The sequence below is a fragment of the Streptomyces sp. NPDC055287 genome, assembly GCF_053646035.1.
Genome location: NZ_JBSHNE010000002.1, coordinates 83,095 through 105,838, shown reverse-complemented (window position 1 = coordinate 105,838; position 22,744 = coordinate 83,095). Strand labels below are relative to the sequence as shown.

Here is a 22,744-nt window from a genome sequence, read left to right as displayed (position 1 = left end):
TCGCGGCTGTCAGCGGCTCTTCGCCGCCTGTTCCGCCGCGCCCGTCAGGGGCGGGGCGGCCTGAGGTCGCCGCTGGTGTCCCCGTCCGCACCGCCGTCGGCGCCGCCGTCGGCCCCTCCGTCGGCTCCCCCGTCGGAGCCGCCGTCCGCGCCCCCGTCGGAGCCCTCGGTGTCACCGCCCGGGTCCGGCGGGCCGATCGTGATCGGCGGCGGCGACGTCGGAGGCGTCGTGGACGGCGACGTCGGCGGTGTGGTGGACGGCGTCGTCGGCGGCGTGCTCGGCGTCGTGGGTGTCTTGCTCGGGGTCGTCGAGGGCTTGCTCGGCGTGGTGGTCGGGTCCGGTGTGTCGGACGGCGGCGGCACGAAGGCGTCTTCCCGGTCGATCTCCAGGTCGAAGTCGGCGTCCGACCCGCCACCGAGGGCGCCGAGCGTGTAGTCCCGCCAGATCTTGGCGGGGAAGCCGCCGCCGCTGGCGCGGCCGGCGTTGGCCGTACCGGTCAGGGAGACCTGCTTGCCGCCGTTGGGGGACTCGCCGAACAGGGCTACGGCAGTGGACAGTTCGGGGGTGTAGCCCACGAACCACGCGGACCGGTTCTTCTCCGAGGTGCCGGTCTTGCCCGCCGCGTTGTAGTTGGGGCTGCTCGCCTGGAGGCCCGTACCGCTCCTCACGACGCCGGTGAGCACCTTGGTCACGCTGTCCGCCGTCGAGCGGTCGATGACCTGCTCGGTGACCGGCTCGGGCAGGTCGACCCTGCCGCCGGGGCGGTCCTTGTGCTCGGCGGACTTCACGATGGTCGGCGTGACCTTCTTGCCGTGGTTGTCGAGCGTCGCGTAGACGCTCGCCATGTCCATCGTGCTGGCGCCCATCACGCCGAGGGACATGGCGGGACGCTCGTCGAAGCCGCCCTTGTCCTGCATGCCCATGCGGAGCGCGGTCTCCTTCACGCGCGGCGCGCCGACGTCCACGAGCATCTGCGCGAAGACGGAGTTGACCGAATTCTGCATGGCCTGCTGGACGGAGATGGGGCCGAAGCTCCTGCCCAGGTCGTTCTGCGGGGCGAAGGGGGTGGCGCTGCCCTTGACGGGGCGCTTGCTCGTGCCGTCGTAGATCGTGCTGGGCGTGATCGGCTCGTCGTCCTGCGTCTTGGAGTTGCTCTCCAGGGCTGCGGCGAGAACGACCGGCTTGAAGGTCGAGGCCGGCTGGTAGTCGGACCGCGTGGCGTTGGAGAAATAGTGCTTGGTGGCGTCCACGCCCCCGTACATCGCGACGACCTTGCCGGTCTTCGGATCCACCGAGGTCGCGCCGGCCTGGAGGGTCGCGTCGACCTTGTTCTTCTCGCGGTCGAGCTTGGACTCCAGCTGCTCCTTGACGGCCCGCTCCAGCGCCTCCTGGCGCTTCTTGTCGATGTTGAGGGTGATCGTCCACCCGCCCGCGTCGAAGTCTGCCTCGCTGACGCCCTGCTTCTTCAGTTCCGTCTTCGCGGCCTCGACCATGTATCCGGTCTGGCCCTCCATACCGGAGGCGGCCTTGGGCTTCTGCGGTACGTCGAACTCCATGGCGTCGCGCTCCGCCCGGTCCAGCTCGTTCATCTCGATCATGTTGTCGAGTACGTAGTTCCAGCGCTCCTTGACCAGCTTCTTGCTGGTGGGGCTCGCGACCGCCCAGTCGTACTGGCTGGGGGCCTGGAGGAGCGCCGCGAGGTACGCGCCCTGCTCGACCTCCAGCTTCTCGGCGTCGACGCCGTAGTAGGCCTGGGCCGCGGCCTGGATGCCGTACGCCCCGCGCCCGAAGTAGCTGGTGTTGAGATACCCGGCCAGGATTTGCGGCTTGCTCTGCTTCCGGTCCACCTTGATCGAGATCACAAGCTCCCTGAGCTTGCGGGTGACGGTCTGGTCCTGGGTCAGGTAGTAGTTCTTGACGTACTGCTGGGTGATCGTCGAGCCACCCTGCTTGCCCTTGCCCGTCACGGTGTTGAGCAGACCGCGGGCCGTGCCCTTGAAGTCGACGCCGGAGTCCTTGTAGAAGTTCTGGTTCTCGGCGGCGACGAAGGCGGTCTGGACATCCTTGGGGATCTTGGCGAGCGGGAGGATCTCGCGGTTGATCTCTCCGGAGCGGGCCATGATCTTGCCGTTGCTGTACTTGTAGACGTTGCTCTGGAGCCTGGCCTCGGCGTTGGCGGCCGGTACGGGCACCCATATGTAGAGCGCCACGAAGACACCCATCAGGAGCAGGCAAAGCCCGAAGAAGGTGCCCAGCATCTTCTTCCAGGTGAAGAAGCGGCGTATGCCACCCGCCTTCTTCGCCCGGCGCGCACCGCGCTTCCGGTTCTGTCGCGCTTCTGCTCGGCCCATTACTCCGTAACTCCACTCATCGAGCCCCCGGATGTCAGCTCAGAAAGCTAACACCGCACCTGCGGACAAAGGGCTGCCGATCCGGTCTTTTCCGTACGTGAGAATCAGCACCCGTCTCTCTGGAACCGACTCACGAGAGGGCCCCAGGGTTGCGAGCGCCCTCGTACGGGTTTGCGGGCTGTCCGCACCGAGCAAAAAAGTGATATCACTTTGCTAAGCGCGCAGAACCGCGATCACAGTGCACGAAACGGGGGGACCACCATGTCCGCGACCACCACGTCCACACCCACCGACCTGCCCGAGATGCCCGCACCACGGGTACGCGAGACGGCGGCACACAGCATCGGCGGCGGCCTCGCGCTGCTGCTCGGCCTGGTGGGCCTGCTCGCCGCGGCGGGTCTGATCGCCACCGGCGCCACTCTGACCTCGGCCGGACCGAAGGCCGGCCTGATCGCCGCCGGGATCCTCGTGGCGCTCGCCGCCGTCTTCGCGATGTCGGGCCTCAACATGGTCGCGCCGGGCGAGGCCCGCGTCGTCCAGCTCTTCGGGCGCTACCGCGGGACCATCCGCACCGACGGGCTGCGCTGGGTCAACCCGCTGACCACGCGCGAGAAGATCTCGACCCGGATCAGGAACCACGAGACCGCGGTCCTCAAGGTCAACGACGCCTACGGCAACCCGATCGAGCTGGCCGCGGTCGTGGTCTGGAAGGTGGAGGACACCGCGCAGGCCACGTTCGAGGTCGACGACTTCCTCGAGTTCGTCGCCACGCAGACCGAGGCGGCCGTGCGCCACATCGCGATCGAGTACCCGTACGACGCCCACGACGAGGACGGCCTGTCGCTGCGCGGCAACGCCGAGGAGATCACCGAGAAGCTCGCGGTCGAGCTGCACGCACGGGTCGAGGCGGCCGGGGTCCACATCATCGAGTCCCGCTTCACCCACCTCGCGTACGCACCGGAGATCGCCTCGGCGATGCTGCAGCGCCAGCAGGCGGGAGCGGTCGTCGCCGCCCGCAAGCAGATCGTCGAGGGCGCGGTCGGCATGGTGGAGATGGCGCTCACCCGGATCGCCGAGCAGGACATCGTCGAGCTCGATTCCGAGCGCAAGGCGGCGATGGTGAGCAACCTGATGGTGGTGCTGTGCGGCGACCGGGCCGCGCAGCCGGTCCTCAACACCGGCACTCTTTACCAGTGACGGACGAGGTCCCGCAGCGGAAGCGGCCGCAGCAGCAGCGCAAGCAGGTGCTGCTGCGGCTGGATCCGGCCGTGCACGACGCGCTGGCGCGGTGGGCGTCGGACGAGCTGCGCAGCGCGAACGCGCAGATCGAGTTCCTGCTGCGGCGGGCCCTGTCGGAAACCGGCCGCCTCCCGGGCACCGCGGGCCCGATCCCCCGCCGGGGACGCCCCCCCAAGACGCCGGACGCGGATCCGGAACCCCGGGAGGAGTAGGGCGGCCTTGTGGGGGGGGCTGCTCCCCGACCGCAGTGCCTCAGAAGTGCAGTCCCGAGCCGGGCCTCCGTGCGGCTCGGGATTTGCCGCGTACCCAGAGAGCCGGGGGACGTGGGGAACAGCCCCGCCGCAGACGTCCACGCGCGCTTCACGGCGACTATGCACTCCATGTATACCCACTGTGTATAGTGCTCCGCATGTCAATCGGCCACACCCTCCTCGGGCTCCTGGAGTCCGGCCCCCGGCACGGCTACGACCTCAAGCGCGCCTTCGACGACAAGTTCGGCCACGACCGCCCCCTGCACTACGGGCAGGTCTACTCGACCATGTCCCGCCTCCTCAAGAACGGCCTCGTCGAGATCGACGGCGTGGAGTCCGAAGGCGGCCCCGAGCGCAAGCGCTACGCCATCACCGAAGCCGGCATCACCGACGTCGAACAGTGGCTCGCCCAGCCGGAGAAGCCCGAGCCGTACCTCCAGTCGACGCTCTACACCAAGGTCGTCCTCGCCCTCCTCACCGGGCGCAGCGCCGCCGGCCTCCTCGACGTACAGCGCGCCGAGCATCTGCGCCTGATGCGGGTCCTCACCGAGCGCAAGCGCCGGGGCGATCTCGCGGACCAGCTCATCTGTGACCACGCCCTCTTCCATCTGGAAGCCGACCTGCGCTGGCTGGAACTCGCCGCCGCGCGCCTCGACAAGCTCGCCTCGGAGGTACGTGCATGACTCCCGCCGGTTCCCTGCTGGTCGCCCACGACCTGCACAAGGCGTACGGGCCCACCCCCGCCCTCGACGGTGCCCACTTCTCGATCCACCCCGGCGAGGTCGTCGCCGTCATGGGCCCGTCGGGCTCGGGCAAGTCCACGCTGCTGCACTGCCTGGCCGGGATAGTCACCCCGGACTCCGGGACCATCACGTACAACGGCCGCGAACTGTCCGCCATGCCGGACCGCGAACGCAGCGCCCTTCGCCGCGGCGAGTTCGGGTTCGTGTTCCAGTTCGGCCAGCTCGTCCCCGAGCTGACCTGCGTCGAGAACGTCGCGCTGCCGCTGCGCCTGAGCGGCGCCAAGCGCAAGGAGGCCGAACGCGAGGCGCTGAAGTGGATGGCCCGGCTGGAGGTCGACGACCTCGGCCGCAAGCGGCCGGGCGAGGTCTCCGGCGGCCAGGGCCAGCGCGTCGCCGTCGCCCGCTCGCTCGTCTCCGCCCCCCGCGTCCTGTTCGCCGACGAGCCAACGGGCGCACTCGACTCCCTCAACGGCGAGCGGGTGATGCAGCTGCTCACCGAGGCCGCCCGGTCCGCGAACACCGCCGTCGTGCTCGTCACGCACGAGGCGCGCGTCGCCGCGTACTCCGACCGCGAGATCGTCGTACGCGACGGAAAGTCCCGGAGCCTGGAGTACGCCGCGTGACTCTCCTCGACGAGCGGAGCGAGACCCTCGTGCTCCCCGCATCCGCCCCCACCGGCCTCGCCTCCTGGGCGCGTGACCTGGGCCTGGGCATCAGGTTCGCCGCTTCCGGCGGGCGTGAGGGCTGGGTCCGTACGATCCTGACCGCCGTCGGCGTCGGCCTCGGCGTGGCCCTGCTGTTCGGCGCCGCGTCCGTGCCGTCGGTCATCGACAGCCGCAACGAGCGCCAAGAGGCACGCACGACCGTCGAGGTGCAGACCCCCTTGCCCAAGGCCTCCGACACCACGGTGCTGTGGGCCGACACCAGTACCGAGTTCCGCGACAAGATCATCGCAGGTGCCTCCCTGCGGGCGGACGGCGCGCACCCCGTCCGGCCGCCCGGCGTCGACAGGCTCCCGGGCCCCGGTGAGATGGTCGTCTCCCCCGCCCTGAAGGAACTGCTCGGCTCACCGGAGGGCAAGCTCCTCGCCGAGCGCCTGGACCACCGCGTGGTCGGGACGATCGCCGACTCCGGCCTGTCCTCTCCCAGCGAGCTCCTCCACTACGTCGGCAGTTCCACCCTCACCACCGACCACGGTGCACGCAGGACCGCGGGGTACGGCGGGCGCGTCCAGGACGAGCCCCTGAGCCCGGTCCTCGTCGTCGCGATCATCCTGATGTGCGTGGTGCTGCTGATGCCGGTGGCCATCTTCATCGCCACCGCCGTGCGGTTCGGCGGGGAGCGGCGCGACCGCCGGCTGGCCGCGCTGCGCCTGGTGGGCGCCGACATCCGTACGACCCGCCGGATCGCCGCCGGTGAGGCGCTGTTCGGTTCGCTGCTCGGGCTGGTCGTCGCCACCGGAGTCTTCCTGGTGGGCCGACGGCTGCTGGGCGGCGTGCAGGTGTGGCGGTTCAACGCCTTCCCCGCCGACATCACGCCGGTCCCCGCGCTCGCCGCGCTGATCGCGCTGGCCGTGCCGGCCTCGGCCGTAGCGGTCACGCTTGTGGCGCTGCGCTCGGTCGCGATCGAGCCGCTGGGCGTCGTGCGCAGCAACCGCGCACGGGGCCGCCGTCTGTGGTGGCGGCTGCTGCCGCCGGTGGCGGGCATCGCGGTGCTGGCCATGACCGGCACCGTCGACGAGGAGACGCAGGCGGTCGATCCCTACCCCATCGCGGGCGGCGCGGTCCTGGTGCTCGTGGGCCTTGTCCTGCTGCTGCCGTGGCTGGTCGAAGCGGTGGTGAACCGGCTGAACGGAGGGCCGGTGCCGTGGCAACTGGCCACGCGCCGACTCCAGTTGAGCAGCGGCCCGGCCGCCCGTACGGTCAGTGGCATCACGGTCGCCGTCGCGGGCGCCATCGCTCTGCAGATGCTGTTCGCCGGGATCGACAACGACTTCGAACGGGCAACGGGCCAGGACCCCACGCGGGCACAGGTCAGTGTCACGGCCGAGGTCGCCAACGGCGAGCTGGCCCACCGGATGATCAGTGATTTCCGGCAGACCAGGGGCGTGAAGAGCGTCATCGGCACGGTCGAGACCTACGTGACCCGGCCGGGGAAGGTCGCCAAGGAGGAGATCCCGCCGACCAGCCTGCTGACCGTCGGCGACTGCGCGACCCTGCGCGAGCTGGCCCGGATCACCTCGTGCGAGGACGGCGACACGTTCGTCGTCCACTCCGGCGACGCGGAGCAGAACGACTGGGTGGACAAGACGGCCCGCATCGGCAAGGCGGTCAACCTCAACCCCTCCTCCGACGACGACGGCTCGAAGCCCGTGCTGTGGACCTTGCCGGAGTCGACGCGCACGGTTGTCGCGCGGCGCGACCCCATGGGCCAGTTCCGTGAGGGCATCTACGCGACGCCGGGTGCCGTGGACGTGGCCACGCTTCCGGCGGCGACGACCGGAGCCCAGGTCAAGATCGACGAGGGGCTGCCCGACGCGGTGGAGTACGTGCGCAACACCGCCGCCCGGATCGATCCCACCATGCGGGTGTTCACCCTGCGGGCCGTCGAGCGCGACCGGCAGTACGCGAGCGTCCAGACCGGCCTGCAGGTCGGTGCGACCGCGACCATGGCCCTGATCGCCGCGAGCATGCTCGTCTCGCAGCTGGAGCAACTGCGGGAGCGCCGACGCCTGTTGTCGGTCCTGGTGGCCTTCGGAACGCGCCGTGCGACGCTCGCCTGGTCCGTACTGTGGCAGACGGCGGTGCCGGTCGCACTCGGCCTCACGGCCGCCGTCGCCGGCGGGCTGGCGCTGGGGGCGGCGATGCTGGGCCTGATCGCGAAGCCGGTGAGCGACTGGTGGGCGTTCGTGCCGTTCGCCGGGGCGGGAGCGGCCCTGATCCTGACGGTGACGCTGCTGAGCCTGCCGCCACTGTGGCGCCTGATGCGCCCGGAAGGCCTGCGCACGGAGTAGGCGTCACGCCCCGGGCCTGCTCCCGCCCCGCCCCCTTCCCCCTGCGACACTTCGCGGCTCCGCCGCGTGGGAAGGGGCTTGGTGGGGAACAGGCCCGGGGCGGGGTGGCGAGCAGGCCCCGCGCAGTGGCCAGGGCCCGCCCCTCCCTCATCCCGCGCCCGCCACCACCCGCACGGGCAACCGCCTCATCGCCTCCCGCAGCGCCTGCGCGAACGTTTCGAACTCGCTCTGGCGCGCCGCGCCCGTCCGCATCGCCAGCGCGACCCGGCGCGACGGGGCCGGATCGGCGAAGTACCCGGTCACGAGCTGGTCGTTACGGTCCGTCTCCACCCTGACCGCCGTGCGCGGCAGCAGCGTCACGCCGAGCCCGCCGGCCACCAGCTGCACCAGCGTGGACAGACCCGCCGCCGTGGTCGTGACGGGCGCACCCTCCGTTCGGCCCGCCTCCCGGCAGATGTCGAGCGCCTGGTCCCGCAGGCAGTGCCCCTCGTCGAGCAGCAGCAGATGCAGCTCCTTGAGCGCCTCGCGCGGAATGTCCTCCCGGCCGCCCAGCCAGTGCTCGCGCGGTGTGACCAGCACGAAGTCCTCGTCGAAGAGGGGGAGTTCGGCCACCCCCGGCACTCCCAGCGGCACCGCGAGCAGGAGCAGATCGAGCCGCCCCGCCGCCAGCCCCTCCAGCAGCGACGAGGTCTGCTCCTCGTGCACCTGGAGGTCCAGGTCCGGATACCGCTCGTGTACGAGCGTGAGCACCGTCGGCAGCAGATACGGCGCCACCGTGGGAATCACCCCGAGCCTGAGCACCCCGGTGAAGGGCGCCCGTACCGCCTCCGCCTCCTCCATCAGCTCGCCCACCGCGTCCAGCACGGCCCTCGCCCGCACCGCGAGCCGCTCCCCCGCCGGAGACAGCAGCACCTTGCGCGTCGTACGCTCGACGAGCTGCACTCCCAGCGCGTCCTCCAGCGCGGAGACCGCCCCCGACAGCGCCGGCTGGCTCATGCCGATCGCGGCGGCCGCGTCCCTGAAGTGCAGGTACTCCGCGACGGCGGCGAACGCACGCAGCTGCGCGAGGCTGGGCTGCTTGGCCCTGGCGCCGCCCGCGCCGTTCCCATTACTACTGGCCACTGATAACCACCTCCGATCGGATCAAGCCAGTCTAGCTATTTCTGCGATCAATGCTTCCTGTGTCACTGTGGGGATCCGTCCAACCCCCAGGAAACTCCCGTAACGGGATTTCCCCTCTCTGCAAGGAGCGCGCGTGCTCACTGTTGGTGACCAGTTCCCCACGTACGACCTCACCGCCTGTGTCTCCCTGGAGACCGGCAACGAGTTCGAGCAGATCAACCACAAGTCCTACGAGGGCAAGTGGCGCGTCGTGTTCGCGTGGCCCAAGGACTTCACCTTCGTCTGCCCCACCGAGATCGCCGCCTTCGGCAAGCTGAACGACGAGTTCGCCGACCGCGACGCGCAGATCCTCGGCTTCTCCGGTGACTCCGAGTTCGTGCACCACGCCTGGCGCAAGGACCACCCGGACCTGACCGACCTGCCCTTCCCGATGCTGGCCGACTCGAAGCACGAGCTCATGCGTGACCTCGGCATCGAGGGCGAGGACGGCTTCGCGCAGCGCGCCGTCTTCATCGTCGACCCGAACAACGAGATCCAGTTCACGATGGTGACCGCCGGTTCCGTGGGCCGTAACCCCAAGGAGGTCCTCCGGGTCCTCGACGCGCTCCAGACCGACGAGCTGTGCCCGTGCAACTGGACCAAGGGCGAGAACACCCTCGACCCCGTCGCCCTGCTGGCCGGTGAGTGACCCATGGCCCTCGACGAGCTGAAGTCCGCCGTACCGGACTACGCCAAGGACCTGCGCCTGAACCTCGGCTCGGTCATCGGCAACAGCGACCTCCCGCAGCAGCAGCTGTGGGGCACGGTCCTGGCCTGCGCGATCGCCTCGCGGTCGCCGCAGGTGCTGCGTGAGCTGGAGCCGGAGGCGAAGGCCAACCTCAAGCCCGAGGCGTACCAGGCCGCCAAGTCCGCCGCCGCGGTCATGGCGATGAACAACGTCTTCTACCGCACGCGCCACCTGCTCTCCGACCCGGAGTACGGGAACCTGCGCGCCGGCCTGCGGATGAACGTCATCGGCAACCCGGGCGTCGAGAAGGTCGACTTCGAGCTGTGGTCGCTCGCGGTCTCCGCGATCAACGGCTGCGGCCAGTGCCTCGACTCGCACGAGCAGGTGCTGCGCAAGGCGGGTGTCGAGCGCGACACCATCCAGGAGGCGTTCAAGATCGCCGCCGTGATCCAGGCCGTCGGCGTGACGCTCGACTCCGAAGCCGTCATGGCCGCCGAGTAGTCGTCAGCAGTACGTAAGTGAGGGGCCCCGCGGACAGAACGTCCGCGGGGCCCCTCGCGCGTCAGCCCTCGCCCTGACCGCTGTCCAGGTCCTTGCTCTTGCCCTTGAACACGGCCATCAGATCCCGCGTGTCCTCGACCATGAGGGGCGGCAGCGCGGACAGGTCCGGACGGGAGAGCTCGGGGTCCGGCTGCCCGTCGTAGTAGTCCTCGTCGTAGCTGAGGTCGGAACTGACCGTGAGCGAGAACACCGCTCCCCCGTCCAGGACCCTGAGGCGCGGATCCTCGTCCTCCCCCATCCCGGTCAGGAACGCCTGCTCGCCGAGCGCGGGGACCTCCTCCGGCCTCGGCGGCAGCCCGTCGATCCAGCTGGGCTGGTTGACCAGCGCCTCGAACTCCGGCTGCGGGTCGGCCTCCTTGTGCAGGTCGAGCACCAGCTCCACCTCGTACTGCACAGAGACCCCTTCCTCGGCGGCTTTCCCCCTGGGCTCGAAGTGGTAACTACAGGTGATCTTGTCCAGCGCGCGGTGCTCGTCGAGCAGTTCGCCCGGATCACCGGCCCGCTTCCCGAGATCCATCCCCAGGGCGCTCAGCCCGACCTTCGCGCACAGGCCCTCGCTCACCCGGTACCCGCGCGTATCGACGGCGCCGTTCGGCCCGTAGGCGTACAAGCCACCCGCCCACACCACCGAAGCGGCCGCCGCGCCACCCACGGCCCACAGCCACGGTCTGCGGCCGCGCGGCGTCCCGGGACGGTCCTCGCTCGTCGCGTTCTCGGGCTCGGGCCAGGCCGGAAAGTCCCCCACCATTTCCGGTTCGGAGATCATTCGGGCGCCGCCGCCATCTCGCCCTGCGCCGGCGCCGCGGCCGACCGGGCCTCCGGAGCGGCGTGCAGAGCCGCCTCCATGCTGTACGCCCGCAAGTAGCCGACGACCGTATTGGTCACCGCCACCAGCGGCACCGCCACCACCGCCCCGCCGATACCGGCGACCAGTCCGCCCGCCGCCACCGCGAGGACGACGGCCAGCGGATGCACCCGTACCGCGCGGCCGAGGATGAACGGCTGCAGCACATGGCCCTCGATCTGCTGCACGGCCAGTACGACGACCAGGACCATCAGCGCCGTGAAAACGCCCTGGGTCACGAGCGCCACCACCACTGCCAGCGCGCCCGACATCACCGCGCCGACGAGCGGGATGAAGGCGAACAGGAAGATGAAGACCGCGAGGGGCACGGCCATCGGTACGTCGAGGAACCAGATCCCGAGGCCGATGAAGATCGCGTCGATCAGCGCGACGATCACCGTGCCCCGCACGTACGCGGTGAGCGTGCGCCACGCGCGCGGCCCCGCGCCCGCGACACCCGGCCGGGCCTGCGCCGGCACCAGCTTGAGCGTCCACTGCCAGATGCGCTTGCCGTCGTACAGCAGGAAGAGCGTCGAGAACATAGCGAGCAGCATGCCGGTGAGGAACTCAACCATCACCGTGACGCCCTGAAGGCCCGCCGAGGTGATCTCCTCGGTGTTGGTGCCCACCGCGTCGCTCAGGTTCTTGGCGACGTCGTTGATCTGATCCTCGGTCACATGGAACGGGCTGTTGAGGAGCCAGCGCTTGAGCTCCTCGATGCCGTCCTTGAGGCGGTCGGAGAGATTGTCGAGGTTCTCCATGACCTGCCACACAACGAACCAGCCGACCAGCCCCATGATGACGAAGCCGAGGATCGCGGTGACGGCGGTGGCGAGACCGCGCGGAAGTCCTATGTTCCGGAGCCGCGCGACGGTGGGCTGGAGCATCGCGGTGACGAGCAGGGCCGCGACGAAGGCGAGGACCACCAGCTGTACGGCGCTGATGACCTTCATCAGTACCCAGAGCGTGCCCGCCAGTACGAGCAGCCGCCAGCCGGCCTCGGCCGCGACGCGCATCCCCCACGGGACGGCGGCGACGGGGTCGGGTCTCGCCGCGACGGCGGGGGCGTAGGCGGGTGGCGCGGGGACGTGATCGAGCCCGGAGCCCGAGTCGTACGGCGCCGCTCCGCCGGGATCGGCGGCATCGGCGGCTTCCGCCTCGGCCTCGGCCTGGGCGCGGCGCTCGTTCAACCGCTCGCCCATCCTGGTCAGCCTGGCGCCCGTACGGCCGAGCCATCCCAGCTGTGGCTGCGACTGCGGCTGCGGCTGTGGCTGTGTTGACATGTCGCTCTCTCTTCTCCCCGTCGCGCAATCGCTCCCCCCGGGGAGACACCGGCCCCCGACGGTACACGCGCAGAGCCCCTCACCGAAGGACGGTGAAGGGCTCTGCGAAGTTGAGCGACCGCTGGTACTAGTACCAGTGGTTGGCCTGCCAGAACGACCAGGCGCCGCAGGGGCTGCCGTAGCGCTCGTCCATGTAGTTCAGGCCCCACTTGATCTGGGTGGCCGGGTTGGTCTGCCAGTCGGCGCCCGCAGAGGACATCTTGGAGCCGGGCAGTGCCTGCACGAGACCGTAGGCACCGGACGAGGGGTTGCTCGCCTGGTAGTTCCACGTGGACTCGTGGTTCACGATGTTGCTGAAGCACTGGAACTGGTCGCCGGGGACCATCTGCCGCGCCATCGCCTGAACCTCGGCGACGGTGTACGAGCTCTTGGCGGAGAAGCTGGACGCGTCACGCGTCGCGGAGCGGCTGGCGGCGGCCTGCTCCTCCTCTTCCCGCTCCTTGGCGTCGGCTTCGGCCTTCGCCTTGGCCTCGGCCTCCGCTTCGGCCTTCGCCTCGGCGGCTTCCTTCTTGGACTTGGCGTCCTTGGCGGCCTGAAGGCGGGCCGATTCCTCCGCGGACTTCTTCGCGGTCACGTCGGCGGCGTAGGCCTGTGCGTCGGCCTGCTGCGTCAGGGACGCGGTCTGTACCTGGGCCTGCTGGCCGGCAGGGATGTCTGCGAGGAGCGTCGTGTCGGCTGCGGTCGCCTCGAAGTTGTCGTTCGAGGGCTGAGTGTCGCCCGAGGCGACGCCCACAACGGCGCCGACAGTGGTGACCGCGGTAGCCGAAGCCACGGCGAATCCCCGGACCGAAATCCGGCTCACACGGTTTCCTTCCAGCAGTGCCCGCTCGGGTGACCTCGCGGACGCAATCGTGCCCCTGGCACTGGCCTCCCCTATCGCTAGGTCACAGAGGCGCGGACCCGGTGGGCAACTCCTTTGAGGGAGCGCCGCGTAGTGACTCGGGCGGCATACGGCGACAGCTGTTGAGTTGTGTGGTGCTGCATCTCTGAAGATGCGGGTGTGCCGTATGCGGGGCCTGACGGAAGCAAGACTCTGCCGGAAGCCGACGCCGGGAAGCAATTCCCTGTTGCGTGTGAAAGCTCACACGCCGTTTACACCAGGAGTTTTACTGAAACTTGAGCGCAGCAAGACGCCGCCCGGCTAGGATCCTGCGTTCTGCCGGACGGCGCCAACTGCCTTTTCCCCCTTATGCGATCAGAGGGGTCAGAGGGGTCACACGGGCCAGAGGACTCAGAGGTGCACGTCCTCCAGCATTTCGGTCACCAGCGCGGCGATCTGCGAGCGCTCCGAGCGGGTGAGAGTGACATGCGCGAAGAGCGGATGGCCCTTCAACTTCTCGACGACGGCGACCACTCCGTCGTACCGGCCGACCCTCAGGTTGTCGCGCTGCGCGACATCGTGCGTCAGCACCACCCGTGAATTCGCCCCGATCCTGGACAGAACGGTCAACAGGACGTTCCGCTCCAGCGACTGGGCCTCGTCCACGATCACGAACGCGTCGTGCAGCGAGCGGCCCCGGATGTGCGTGAGCGGCAGCACCTCGAGCATGCCGCGCCCCAGCACTTCCTCGATGACCTCACGGCCCGCCACGGCCGACAGGGTGTCGAAGACCGCCTGAGCCCAGGGGCTCATCTTCTCGGACTCCGAGCCCGGCAGGTAGCCGAGCTCCTGGCCGCCCACCGCGTACAGCGGCCGGAAGACCATCACCTTCTTGTGCTGCCGGCGCTCCAGCACGGCTTCGAGCCCCGCGCAGAGTGCCAGCGCCGACTTGCCCGTACCGGCCCGGCCGCCCATCGAGACGATCCCGACGTCCGGGTCGAGGAGCAGGTCCAGCGCTATCCGCTGCTCGGCGCTGCGCCCGTGGATGCCGAAGGCCTCCCGGTCGCCGCGTACGAGCCTGACCATCCCGTCGGCGGTCACCCGGCCCAGCGCCTTGCCACGCTCGGACTGGATCACCAGACCCGTATGTACGGGAAGGTCGGCCGCGGACGGTTCGTACACCGTCTCCTCGGTGTAGAGCAGATCCACCTGCTCGGCCGAGAGCGGCAGTTCCGCCATCCCGGTCCAGCCGGAGTCGGTGATGGCGAGCTCGGCGCGGTACTCCTCGGCGAGCAGGCCGACCGAGGATGCCTTGATCCTCAGCGGCAGGTCTTTCGACACGACTGTTACGTCGAACCCCTCGGCCTGGAGGTTGCGTGCCACCGCCAGGATCCGTGAGTCGTTGTCCCCCAATCGATAGCCGGCCGGAAGCACGCCGGGATCGGAGTGGTTGAGCTCGACACGGAGCGTTCCGCCCAGTTCACCCATCGGGATGGGGGCGTCGAGGCGTCCGTACCGCACCCGGCAGTCGTCGAGCAGGCGCAGAGCCTGCCGGGCGAAGTAGCCGAGTTCCGGATGGTGCCTCTTGGCCTCCAACTCCGTGACCACGACGATCGGGAGCACGACTTCGTGCTCGTCGAACCGGGACATGGCGTTCGGGTCGGCCAGCAGGACGCTGGTGTCGAGAACGTAAGTGCGCCTGTCGGGCATGCGGCGCTTTGTGCTGGTCACCACGGAAGGACGTACCCCCTCGGCTGAGGTCGGGGTGCGACGGCGTCGCGAGCGGTGGGACCGGGCTCTGGCCACGATGCGCGGGCCGAGCTCCGGCCCTCCGCTTCGTCCACGCTCTGGGCGTGGTCGTCCTGGTGCAAAGGGCCTCCCGGGCGAGCGGACTTGCCGCTCACTGAGATACGACGTCCGTGGACCGGGCGTCGACCTGGAAGGGGTATTCCCTCGAACACCCGCCGCCATGCCATGGCATATGACACGTCGTGAACCGGGAACCGTTCCGGGGCCGGTGGTGTGCTCGCGAGGAGGCGGATCAGCCCCGCCCCACGCCGGGCCCCGGACCTGCCTCAGGACCCGTAGCGCCGGTGGCGGGCCGCGTAGTCACGCAGGGCACGCAGGAAGTCGACCTTGCGGAAGGCCGGCCAGAAGACTTCACAGAAGTAGTACTCCGAGTGGGCGCTCTGCCAGAGCATGAAGCCCGAGAGCCGCTGCTCGCCACTCGTACGGATCACGAGGTCCGGGTCCGGCTGGCCGCGTGTGTAGAGGTGCTCCGAGATGTGCTCGACGTCGACGATCTCGGCGACCTCCTCCAGGGAGGTGCCCTTCCGCGCGTGCTCCAGCAGGAGCGAGCGGACGGCGTCCGCGATCTCCTGGCGGCCGCCGTAGCCCACGGCGACGTTGACGAGTATCCCGTCGTTGCCGACCGTGGCCTGCTCGGCCTCCTTGAGCACCGACTGGGTACGGGCGGGCAGCACGTCCAGCGTCCCCACGTGGTGCACGCGCCAGCGGCCGTCGGCGGCGAGGTCACGGACCGCGCCCTCGATGATCCCGAGCAGCGGCGTCAGCTCCGCCTCGGCACGGTCCAGATTCTCGGTGGAAAGCATCCAGAGCGTGACGACCTCGACGTCCGTCTCGGCACACCAGCCGAGCAGCTCCTGGATCTTGCTGGCGCCCGCCTTGTGGCCCTGTTCGGTGGTGCCGCCGGAGGCCTTGGCCCAGCGCCGGTTGCCGTCGAGGATCACGCCGATGTGCTTGGGCACCTGGTCGTGATCGAGGCGGCCTTCCACCCGGCGTGCGTAGAGCCTGTACACCAGGTCGCGCAGGTTCACTGGGTCTCACCTCATGGCATCGTGCGGGTTCGGTACGTCCCCCGGGACCATGCGGCACGTGCGGCTCCCCCAGCCGGACACGTTCAGTCCCGAAGCCGCCACACTACTGCGCAGGCGCATCGGCGGCCCAACCCGGTCTGTCACAAGTCCGTGATAAGGAGGTGAATGTGAATGATTCCCCTTTGTACCTCGCCGCCGGTGACCGCTACGACTCCATGGAGTACCGGCGCACCGGCCGCAGCGGGCTGAAGCTGCCCGCCGTCTCGCTCGGCCTGTGGCACAACTTCGGCGACGACCGCGCGCTCGACACGCAGCGCGCGATTCTGCGCCGCGCGTTCGACCTCGGTGTGACGCATTTCGACCTGGCGAACAACTACGGACCGCCGGCCGGCTCCGCCGAGCTGAACTTCGGAAAGATCTTCGCGCAGGACTTCACTTCCTACCGCGACGAGCTGATCATCTCCACCAAGGCCGGCTATCTGATGCACCCCGGCCCGTACGGCGAGTGGGGCTCGCGCAAGTACCTGCTGTCCTCGCTCGACGCCTCGCTGACCCGGATGGGCCTCGACCACGTCGACATCTTCTACTCCCACCGCTTCGACCCGGAGACCCCGCTCGAGGAGACGATGGGCGCGCTGGCGACGGCGGTGCGGCAGGGCAAGGCGCTGTACGCCGGCGTGTCGTCGTACAACGCGGAGCAGACGACGGAGGCGGCCGGGCTGCTGCGGGAGATGGGCGTACCGGCGCTGATCCACCAGCCCTCGTACTCGATGATCAACCGCTGGACCGAGGACGACGGCCTGCTGGACACCCTGGAGGAGGCCGGAATGGGCTGCATCTCGTTCGTGCCGCTCGCGCAGGGCCTGCTCACCGGCAAGTACCTGAACGGCATCCCGGAGGGCTCGCGCGCCACCCAGGGCAAGTCGCTCGACCCCGGTCTGCTGTCGGACGAGGTCGTACGCCGCCTCAACGGCCTGAACGACATCGCGCGGCGGCGCGGACAGTCGCTCGCCCAGCTGGCGCTCAAGTGGGTGCTGCGCGACCCGCGCATGACGTCGGCGCTGATCGGCGCGTCGAGCGTGCGGCAGCTGGAGGAGAACGTCGCGGCGCTGGGCGGGCCCGCGCTGTCCGACGAGGAGCTGAAGGAGATCGACACCTTCGCGGTCGACACCGAGGGCACGAACATCTGGGCCGGGCGGGGCTGACGGCGTCCGCGCCGACCGGGGCTGACGCGTCCGCGCCGGGCGGGCGGGGCTGACGGTGCGGGTGTGGCGGCTGGGCCTGTCGGGCTCCGAGGCACAAAAAACGGGCCGGTCCGTGGGGGGGATACGGACCGGCCCGAGGGGGGGTTTCCACCATAACCCTTCGTGAGGGATGCTCGCGCCCGCGCCGTGCCGAAAGTCCCCCGGGATTTTTCCGGGCCGGTCGGTACGAGGGCCGTGAGGCCAGTCCGCACTAGGGAAAATACGCTTCTGCGGACCACCGCCCGTCCCCCCGAAGAGCTAATCGGGCGAGGGGAGCGGACTTGACGCTCCGCTTACGCGACGTCGCGCTGCTTGGCGGCGAGGATCTGTTCCATGTGCTGATTGGCCCAGGCGCCGAGCGGGCCGAGGGCCGCGTTGAGACCCTCCCCCATCTCGGTGAGCGAGTACTCGACGCGCGGCGGCACCTCCCGGTACACCTCGCGGTGGACGATGCCGTCCGCCTCCAGCTCGCGCAGCTGCTGAATCAGCATCTTCTCGCTGACACCGGGCACCTGGCGCTTGAGCTGACCGAAGCGCAGGGTGCCCTCGTGGTGCAGCGCCCAGAGGATCAGGGCCTTCCACTTGCCACCCACCACGTCCATCGCGGCGTCGAGACCGCAGACGTAAGGTCCGGTGCCCTTGCTCACTGCCGACTCCTCTGGTCCGTACCGGCTCCGCCTGTCACCGGTTTCCGATGGTCACCGGTTTTCGGATGTCACCGGTTTCGAACGTCACCGACTGTACGGGAGCGGGCGTTGGCGCAGCAGGGTCACTCCGTCGCGGGCGGCGACGAGCTCGTAGCCGTACTGCCTCTGGGCGGCGGCCAGTTCGGCCAGCTCGCGGTCGAGCGGGTACGGCCAGTGGCCCGGCGGCAGCGGCCACGACTCCGCCGGCCTGCGGTCGTGGATGATCCAGTCCGCGGTGGGCCGCGGCGGCTTGCCGGAGGCGTCGTACAGCTTCCCGGGGATCGGATAGCCGGGGAACAGCACGACGGTGCAGCGCGAAGTGAGCTGGGGCGCGAGGCGGTTGGAGGCGGCGACGGTGGCTCCGTCGGGGATGCTCCGCAGCAGGTCGCGGGCCGTCTCCAGGTGGGCGGTGGTGCGCCAGGTGGCGCGCTGGGCGATCAGCGCCAGGGGGAAGGAGGGCAGCAGTACGCACGTGACCGTCACGGTGGCGGCCAGCGCAGCCCGCAGGTGACGGCGGGCGAGGGGGGCGTTGGTGCGGGCGTACGGGGTGAGGGCGTCGATGAGGGCGGCGAAGACGACGGGCATCAGGACCGCGCTGTAGTGGAACGCCGTGCCCCAGTGGTAGTCGTGCTGCGACAACATGCGCCAGCCGAGGGTCGGCACCGCGATCAGGACGAGCGGCGAGCGCAGCGCGACGAACCCCGTGACGGCGAGGACGAGAAGGACGGTGACGGCCTTGGTGTCGGGGCGCAGGGCGTCGAGAGGCGCGAGGGCGAGGCTGGCGAGGAGGGACCCGCGGTCGCCCTGGACGTACTCCCCGTAGGCGTACGTCCCGGGGGAGCTGAAGGCGGGCAGCAGGACCTGCGTGGTGAAGACGGTGCCGGCCAGACCGGCGCAGGCCGTGGCGATGCCGAGGGCGCGCGGCCCCTTGAGCGCGACGTACGCGCCGACGGCGGCCAGGGTCAGCCCCAGGTCCTCCTTGACCAGGAGGAGGGGCAGGCCCCAGGCCACGGCGAGGTGCCAGCGCGCGTTGCCGGCGGCGGCGAGGGAGAAGGCGAGGAGAGGGACGGCGAAGGCGGCCTCGTGGAAGTCGAAGGCGACGGTCGAGGCAATGCCCCAGCTGGCCCCGTACCCGAAGGCGACAACATGCCCTGCGCCGCGGCCCAGGGCGCGGGTGGCCCAGCGGGCGAGGGGGACGACGGCGAGGGCGAGGAGGGCTGCCTGGGCGAGGAGGAGGCAGTACGGGGAGGGCCAGAGGCGGTAGAGGGGCCCGAGGACGGCGAGCGCGGGGTGGAAGTGGTCGCCGAGGAGGTTGAACCCCTCCCCCTTCAGGGGGGCGACGGGCGCATGGAATTGGGAGTAGGCGCGTACGGCCTGCTCGAAGATGCCGAGGTCGTAGCCGGTGCTCCTGAGGAGAGCGTGACGCCGCCCGGATACGGCCGCGTACAGCACGAAGAGCCCTGCGGCCCAGGCCCACCAGAGGGGGAGACGGCGGGTCAGGCGCTCCCCGGCGGGAGCGGTCCGGGCGACGGCGCCATCGAGCACCGCCTTCCCGGCTACGCCGACCACCACCCCACCGCTGTCACTTTTTGTCCGCATACGCCCGAATCCTAGGCGGCGGGACACGGTTCGGCCGGGTCCTCGAACGCTGGGCGGGCCGGAATTACCGACGCAGCGGCAGAGCTTCGCCCGGCGGCGCGTCCGACGGACGCGACGCGGCGCGGCGCGTCGGGCGGAGGCGGCGGCGTCGGGCGGAGGCGGCGCAGCGCGCGGGCGGCCGCCCGCACCCGGTCCTTGCTGCTACCGCCCAGGAGTGGCTCACGCCCGCGGCCGGGCGGCGCGTCGGGCTGGGCCGGGCCGGGCGAGGTGAACGCGTCCGGCCGGGCGGGCTGGGCGAAACCGTGTGCCTTGCCCGCGCAGCGACCCGGCCAGGCCCGCTCGACCGCGCACCGGGCACCGGGCACCGGGCCTGCGCTACTGAACGCCCAGGCCCGACGCCACCCACGCACCCGGCCCGCGCAGCGACCGCCCAGGCCGGTTCAGTAGCGCAGGCCCGCCGCGATCCCGCCCGCGTCGGTCAGGGACTCGTCCGGCACGAAGATGACCTCGCCGTCCGCGGACAGCACCGTCTCCACCACGGAGTCGATGATGTCCTCCTCCGCACCCTCAACGTCCGTCTCCCCCGGCTCCAGCAGGGTGAGCGCGGCTCGTTCCGCTCCCTCCACCGTGTCCGGCCTGGCCGTGACACGAAGGCTCTCCTCGACGACGAGCAACGCCACCCGGCCCTCACCCGCCGCCTGCCACACGTCCTGCACGCTCGCCGAGTAGCGCTTGCCGCTGCGCGCCTCGTCGAGTTCTCGCATCGCCCGAGCCGTGTCGGCCTCCGCGAGCGCCCGGCGGGCTGGGGCCAGCTGGGCGGACATCTCCGCCGGCGTGGAGTTCAGCAGCCCGCCCACCTCCAGGTCGGTGGCGAGCGCCTGGCCGTGGCTGCTGATCTCGCGGAACGTCGCGATGTGCTTCCGCAGGCCGACCAGCACGACCGGCAGCCCGGTCCCCTGGAGCACCGCCGTGAGCTTCCGGTCCGCCTCCGCGAGCATGTTGCGGAAGTCCTGCTCCGCCCAGCGGCCGCCGTCACGGCTGGGTGCCCCGTCGCGCTCGGCGCCCGACGTGATGACCGGGTAGCCCGAATCGCGATCCTCGGTCACCTCCTCGCCGCGCCCACGCCACAGCCGTACCTCACCGGTACTGAGCACGAGGACGAGGTACGGCCGCTCCCGCGCCGCCAGGGCGACGAGGTTGCGGGTGAGGTACGTCGTATTGATCACGATGCGCTCGGGCACCGACCCGCCGATGAGGAAGCTCCGGTGCTCCTCGGGCGAGGCGTAGACGACGAGTCCGTCGCCGAAGTACTCCGGGTCGAGCGTGTCGGCGGCTGCGGCCAGCTGCTCTGCCACCGCGGCCCCTTGTGCCTTTGTGACCTCGGGGTCGTCGGCGAGGCGCTTCTCGGCCTCGCCGAGAAGGTTGCGCAGGCGGATGTGGTCCTGCTGGCTCTCCGGCCAGTGCCGGTGCGTGGGCAGTGTGACCGACACCGCCGGGTACGGGCGGGGCTTGCGCAGTTCGGCGAGCAGTTCCGGGGTGGGGCGGGTCGGCTGCGTCATTCGGGCACTCCTGGCTGCGGCTGCGGCTGTGGATCGCGGGCAGGCGGCTTCCCGTGCCGCCCGTCCGTGCGTGCATGCGTGCGTGCTTGCTTGCGTGCAATGCGCGCTATCTGCGCTTTGTTCGCATTCCCATAAATTGAGCGAGCTACGTGCGTCTCATGGCAACTTCTCACGATTGCGTGGTTGGCGCGCGCTCTCAGACGGCTGAAGCGGCGAGTCCACCCAGCAGCAGCCCCGCCAGCGTCCCAGTGATCATGAAAGGGCCGAACGGGATCGCGGTCCTGCGCCCGGCGCGCCGCAGGATCACCAGCCCGACGCCGTACAGCGCACCGAACAGGAACCCGGCGAAGGCCCCGGTGAAGAACAGCGGCCATCCGTACCAGCCGAGGGCGGTTCCCAGAGCGACGGCCAGCTTGACGTCGCCGAAGCCCATGCCGTTGGGGTTGATGAGGAAGAGGAGAAGGTAGCCGCCACCGAGGGCGACCCCGCCGAGCAGAGAGGCCGGCCACGAACCGCCGTCGCCCGGCAGCAGCGCGGCCAGCCCGAGCAGGGCCGCGGTCGCGGCGGCGAGCGGCAGCGTCAGTACGTCGGGCAGCCGGTGCACGCGCCGGTCCACGACCGCCAGGAGCACCCCGAACGGCGCCAGCAGCAGCCACACCCCGAGCTCGGGCCGCGCCCCGGTCGCGGCGGCGAGCAGCGCGCACGCAAGGCCGGTGACGGCGGCGGGGCGGACGGTGCGCGCGTACGGCGCGGGGGCGGGCCGGTGCTGCGGTACGCCGTGCGGAGTACGTACCGACGCGGCCACACCCACCGCCGCCGCGCACCCCGCGCAGCGCCCGGTGCCGAGCCAGCCGCGCGCGGGCCCGGTGAACGGATGCCCGGCGGGGCATGCCGAGCGCCACGCCTCCTCCGGCTCGACGGCGAGCCGGTAGGCGGCGCGGGGCACGAGCAGTCCGGCGGCGGCGCCCCAGAGGGCGGCGGCCACGATCAGCGAGACGTACACGCCTCGGAGCCTAGGGCGGGGGGAGGGGCTGAGTCATGGGCCCGTGGGCCCAGTGGGGAGGGGTGGGGGGCCCAGAGGGGTGGGGGCCCAGAGGGGTGGGGGGATGAGGGGTGGGTGATGGGGGTGGTGCGTAGTGGGTGGTGGGGGCGCGAGCGGGAGCGGGAGCGGGGGCGGGGCTACCGTCGAGGGATGGGGCAATGGGTGGACGGGGTGGGGGCGTTGACGGTGGAGGGCGAAGGGGGAGCGCCTGTAAGGCCGCTCGTACCGCCGCCTGGGTCGCTGCTCGCAACGCCGCCTGGGTCGCTGCCTGCGCCGTCGGCCTCGCAGCCGCCCGCACAGCCGAGTACATCGCCGCCCGCAGAGCCGACTGCGCAGCCGCTTGGGCCGCCGCCTGTGCCACTGGTCGTACCGATCGAAATCGCGGCGTCCGCGCGGGCGCGTACGCGGGGGCTGCTGGGCCGGGACGGGATCGCGGGGGCGCTGCTGCTGAGCCCGGCGAGCAGCGTGCACACGTTCGGGATGCGGTTCGCGATTGATGTGGCGTACCTGGACCGCAGGTTGCGGGTGATCGCCGTACGGAAGATGCGCCCGGGCCGACTGGGCCTGCCCCGGTGGCGGGCACGGCATGTGCTGGAGGCGGAGGCGGGCGCGATGGAGGGGTGGGGGGTGCGGGCGGGTGCGCGGGTGAAGGTGCGCGGGTGAGGGGTACGCGGGTGAGGGTACGTGGGTGAGGGGTACGCGGACGCGGGTGAGGCGCGTGCAAGCCGGGCCGCCGGCGGGGAGCGGTGCGCCGTAGCGTGCG

21 protein-coding genes are annotated in these 22,744 nt (G+C 70.7%); 9 read left to right on the top strand and 12 right to left on the bottom strand.

Annotated features, from left to right (window positions below; translation table 11 throughout):
* Positions 1-44 precede the first annotated feature (44 nt).
* Complete coding sequence (locus tag ACWIHY_RS03780) at positions 45-2,351, bottom strand: transglycosylase domain-containing protein (protein WP_454373974.1); 2,307 nt, start codon at positions 2,349-2,351, stop codon at positions 45-47.
* 261 nt (positions 2,352-2,612) lie between these two features.
* On the opposite strand from ACWIHY_RS03780, the gene ACWIHY_RS03775 reads away from it, so the two are divergent.
* The 5 genes from ACWIHY_RS03775 to ACWIHY_RS03755 all read left to right on the top strand — a co-directional run bounded on the left by ACWIHY_RS03775 (position 2,613) and on the right by ACWIHY_RS03755 (position 7,597).
* Complete coding sequence (locus tag ACWIHY_RS03775) at positions 2,613-3,548, top strand: SPFH domain-containing protein (protein ID WP_454373973.1); 936 nt, start codon at positions 2,613-2,615, stop codon at positions 3,546-3,548.
* Positions 3,545-3,802, top strand: a complete 258-nt coding sequence (locus ACWIHY_RS03770) for a hypothetical protein (RefSeq protein WP_454373972.1) — start codon at positions 3,545-3,547, stop codon at positions 3,800-3,802. Before ACWIHY_RS03775 ends, ACWIHY_RS03770 begins: the two co-directional genes overlap by 4 nt.
* 197 nt (positions 3,803-3,999) lie before the next feature.
* Complete coding sequence (locus ACWIHY_RS03765; protein WP_454373971.1) at positions 4,000-4,524, top strand: PadR family transcriptional regulator; 525 nt, start codon at positions 4,000-4,002, stop codon at positions 4,522-4,524.
* Positions 4,521-5,207 carry an ABC transporter ATP-binding protein gene (locus ACWIHY_RS03760; protein ID WP_454373970.1) on the top strand — a complete coding sequence of 229 codons (687 nt, stop codon included), beginning with the start codon at positions 4,521-4,523 and terminating at the stop codon, positions 5,205-5,207. The genes ACWIHY_RS03765 and ACWIHY_RS03760 overlap by 4 nt, the downstream gene beginning before the upstream one ends.
* Positions 5,204-7,597: an ABC transporter permease gene (locus ACWIHY_RS03755; protein ID WP_454373969.1), complete on the top strand. Its 2,394-nt coding sequence runs from the start codon at positions 5,204-5,206 to the stop codon at positions 7,595-7,597. The genes ACWIHY_RS03760 and ACWIHY_RS03755 overlap by 4 nt, the downstream gene beginning before the upstream one ends.
* Positions 7,598-7,744: 147 nt before the next feature.
* On the opposite strand, the gene ACWIHY_RS03750 is transcribed toward ACWIHY_RS03755, so the two are convergent.
* Positions 7,745-8,719 carry a hydrogen peroxide-inducible genes activator gene (locus ACWIHY_RS03750; RefSeq protein ID WP_454373968.1) on the bottom strand — a complete coding sequence of 325 codons (975 nt, stop codon included), beginning with the start codon at positions 8,717-8,719 and terminating at the stop codon, positions 7,745-7,747.
* Positions 8,720-8,852: 133 nt separating this feature from the next.
* On the opposite strand from ACWIHY_RS03750, the gene ACWIHY_RS03745 reads away from it, so the two are divergent.
* Positions 8,853-9,407, top strand: coding sequence for a peroxiredoxin (locus ACWIHY_RS03745; protein ID WP_454373967.1), 555 nt, complete (start codon positions 8,853-8,855; stop codon positions 9,405-9,407).
* Positions 9,408-9,410: 3 nt separating this feature from the next.
* A complete protein-coding gene (locus ACWIHY_RS03740; RefSeq protein ID WP_454373966.1) occupies positions 9,411-9,947 on the top strand; it encodes an alkyl hydroperoxide reductase in 537 nt (178 codons plus the stop codon).
* A gap of 61 nt (positions 9,948-10,008) precedes the next feature.
* Here the strand turns inward: ACWIHY_RS03740 and ACWIHY_RS03735 are convergent, their stop codons facing one another.
* The 5 genes from ACWIHY_RS03735 to ACWIHY_RS03715 all read right to left on the bottom strand — a co-directional run bounded on the left by ACWIHY_RS03735 (position 10,009) and on the right by ACWIHY_RS03715 (position 15,851).
* Positions 10,009-10,773 carry a hypothetical protein gene (locus ACWIHY_RS03735; protein ID WP_454373965.1) on the bottom strand — a complete coding sequence of 255 codons (765 nt, stop codon included), beginning with the start codon at positions 10,771-10,773 and terminating at the stop codon, positions 10,009-10,011.
* On the bottom strand, positions 10,770-12,134 hold the full coding sequence (locus ACWIHY_RS03730; RefSeq protein ID WP_454373964.1) for an AI-2E family transporter: 1,365 nt from the start codon (positions 12,132-12,134) through the stop codon (positions 10,770-10,772). Before ACWIHY_RS03730 ends, ACWIHY_RS03735 begins: the two co-directional genes overlap by 4 nt.
* A gap of 127 nt (positions 12,135-12,261) precedes the next feature.
* Positions 12,262-12,996 carry an aggregation-promoting factor C-terminal-like domain-containing protein gene (locus ACWIHY_RS03725; RefSeq protein ID WP_454373963.1) on the bottom strand — a complete coding sequence of 245 codons (735 nt, stop codon included), beginning with the start codon at positions 12,994-12,996 and terminating at the stop codon, positions 12,262-12,264.
* Between the two features lie 429 nt (positions 12,997-13,425).
* Positions 13,426-14,748: a PhoH family protein gene (locus ACWIHY_RS03720; RefSeq protein ID WP_454373962.1), complete on the bottom strand. Its 1,323-nt coding sequence runs from the start codon at positions 14,746-14,748 to the stop codon at positions 13,426-13,428.
* Between the two features lie 341 nt (positions 14,749-15,089).
* The gene (locus ACWIHY_RS03715) at positions 15,090-15,851 is read right to left on the bottom strand and encodes an isoprenyl transferase (RefSeq protein WP_454373961.1); all 762 of its coding nucleotides are present in this window, start codon (positions 15,849-15,851) and stop codon (positions 15,090-15,092) included.
* A gap of 167 nt (positions 15,852-16,018) precedes the next feature.
* Here ACWIHY_RS03715 and mgrA point away from each other — a divergent pair, with 167 nt between their 5' ends.
* Positions 16,019-17,056, top strand: coding sequence for an L-glyceraldehyde 3-phosphate reductase (gene mgrA, locus ACWIHY_RS03710; RefSeq protein WP_454373960.1), 1,038 nt, complete (start codon positions 16,019-16,021; stop codon positions 17,054-17,056).
* A gap of 332 nt (positions 17,057-17,388) precedes the next feature.
* Here the strand turns inward: mgrA and ACWIHY_RS03705 are convergent, their stop codons facing one another.
* The 5 genes from ACWIHY_RS03705 to ACWIHY_RS03685 form a co-directional block, all read right to left on the bottom strand.
* A complete protein-coding gene (locus ACWIHY_RS03705) occupies positions 17,389-17,697 on the bottom strand; it encodes a winged helix-turn-helix transcriptional regulator (protein WP_454374405.1) in 309 nt (102 codons plus the stop codon).
* Between the two features lie 129 nt (positions 17,698-17,826).
* On the bottom strand, positions 17,827-19,380 hold the full coding sequence (locus tag ACWIHY_RS03700) for a DUF2079 domain-containing protein (RefSeq protein WP_454373959.1): 1,554 nt from the start codon (positions 19,378-19,380) through the stop codon (positions 17,827-17,829).
* An 11-nt stretch (positions 19,381-19,391) separates the two neighbouring features.
* Positions 19,392-19,745 (bottom strand): hypothetical protein, encoded by a 354-nt coding sequence (locus ACWIHY_RS03695; protein WP_454373958.1) that lies wholly within the window; start codon positions 19,743-19,745, stop codon positions 19,392-19,394.
* A 75-nt stretch (positions 19,746-19,820) separates the two neighbouring features.
* On the bottom strand, positions 19,821-20,939 hold the full coding sequence (locus ACWIHY_RS03690; protein ID WP_454373957.1) for a baeRF3 domain-containing protein: 1,119 nt from the start codon (positions 20,937-20,939) through the stop codon (positions 19,821-19,823).
* Between the two features lie 196 nt (positions 20,940-21,135).
* Positions 21,136-21,942, bottom strand: coding sequence for a prepilin peptidase (locus ACWIHY_RS03685; RefSeq protein WP_454373956.1), 807 nt, complete (start codon positions 21,940-21,942; stop codon positions 21,136-21,138).
* Between the two features lie 393 nt (positions 21,943-22,335).
* On the opposite strand from ACWIHY_RS03685, the gene ACWIHY_RS03680 reads away from it, so the two are divergent.
* Positions 22,336-22,644 (top strand): DUF192 domain-containing protein, encoded by a 309-nt coding sequence (locus ACWIHY_RS03680; RefSeq protein WP_454373955.1) that lies wholly within the window; start codon positions 22,336-22,338, stop codon positions 22,642-22,644.
* Positions 22,645-22,744: the final 100 nt, after the last annotated feature.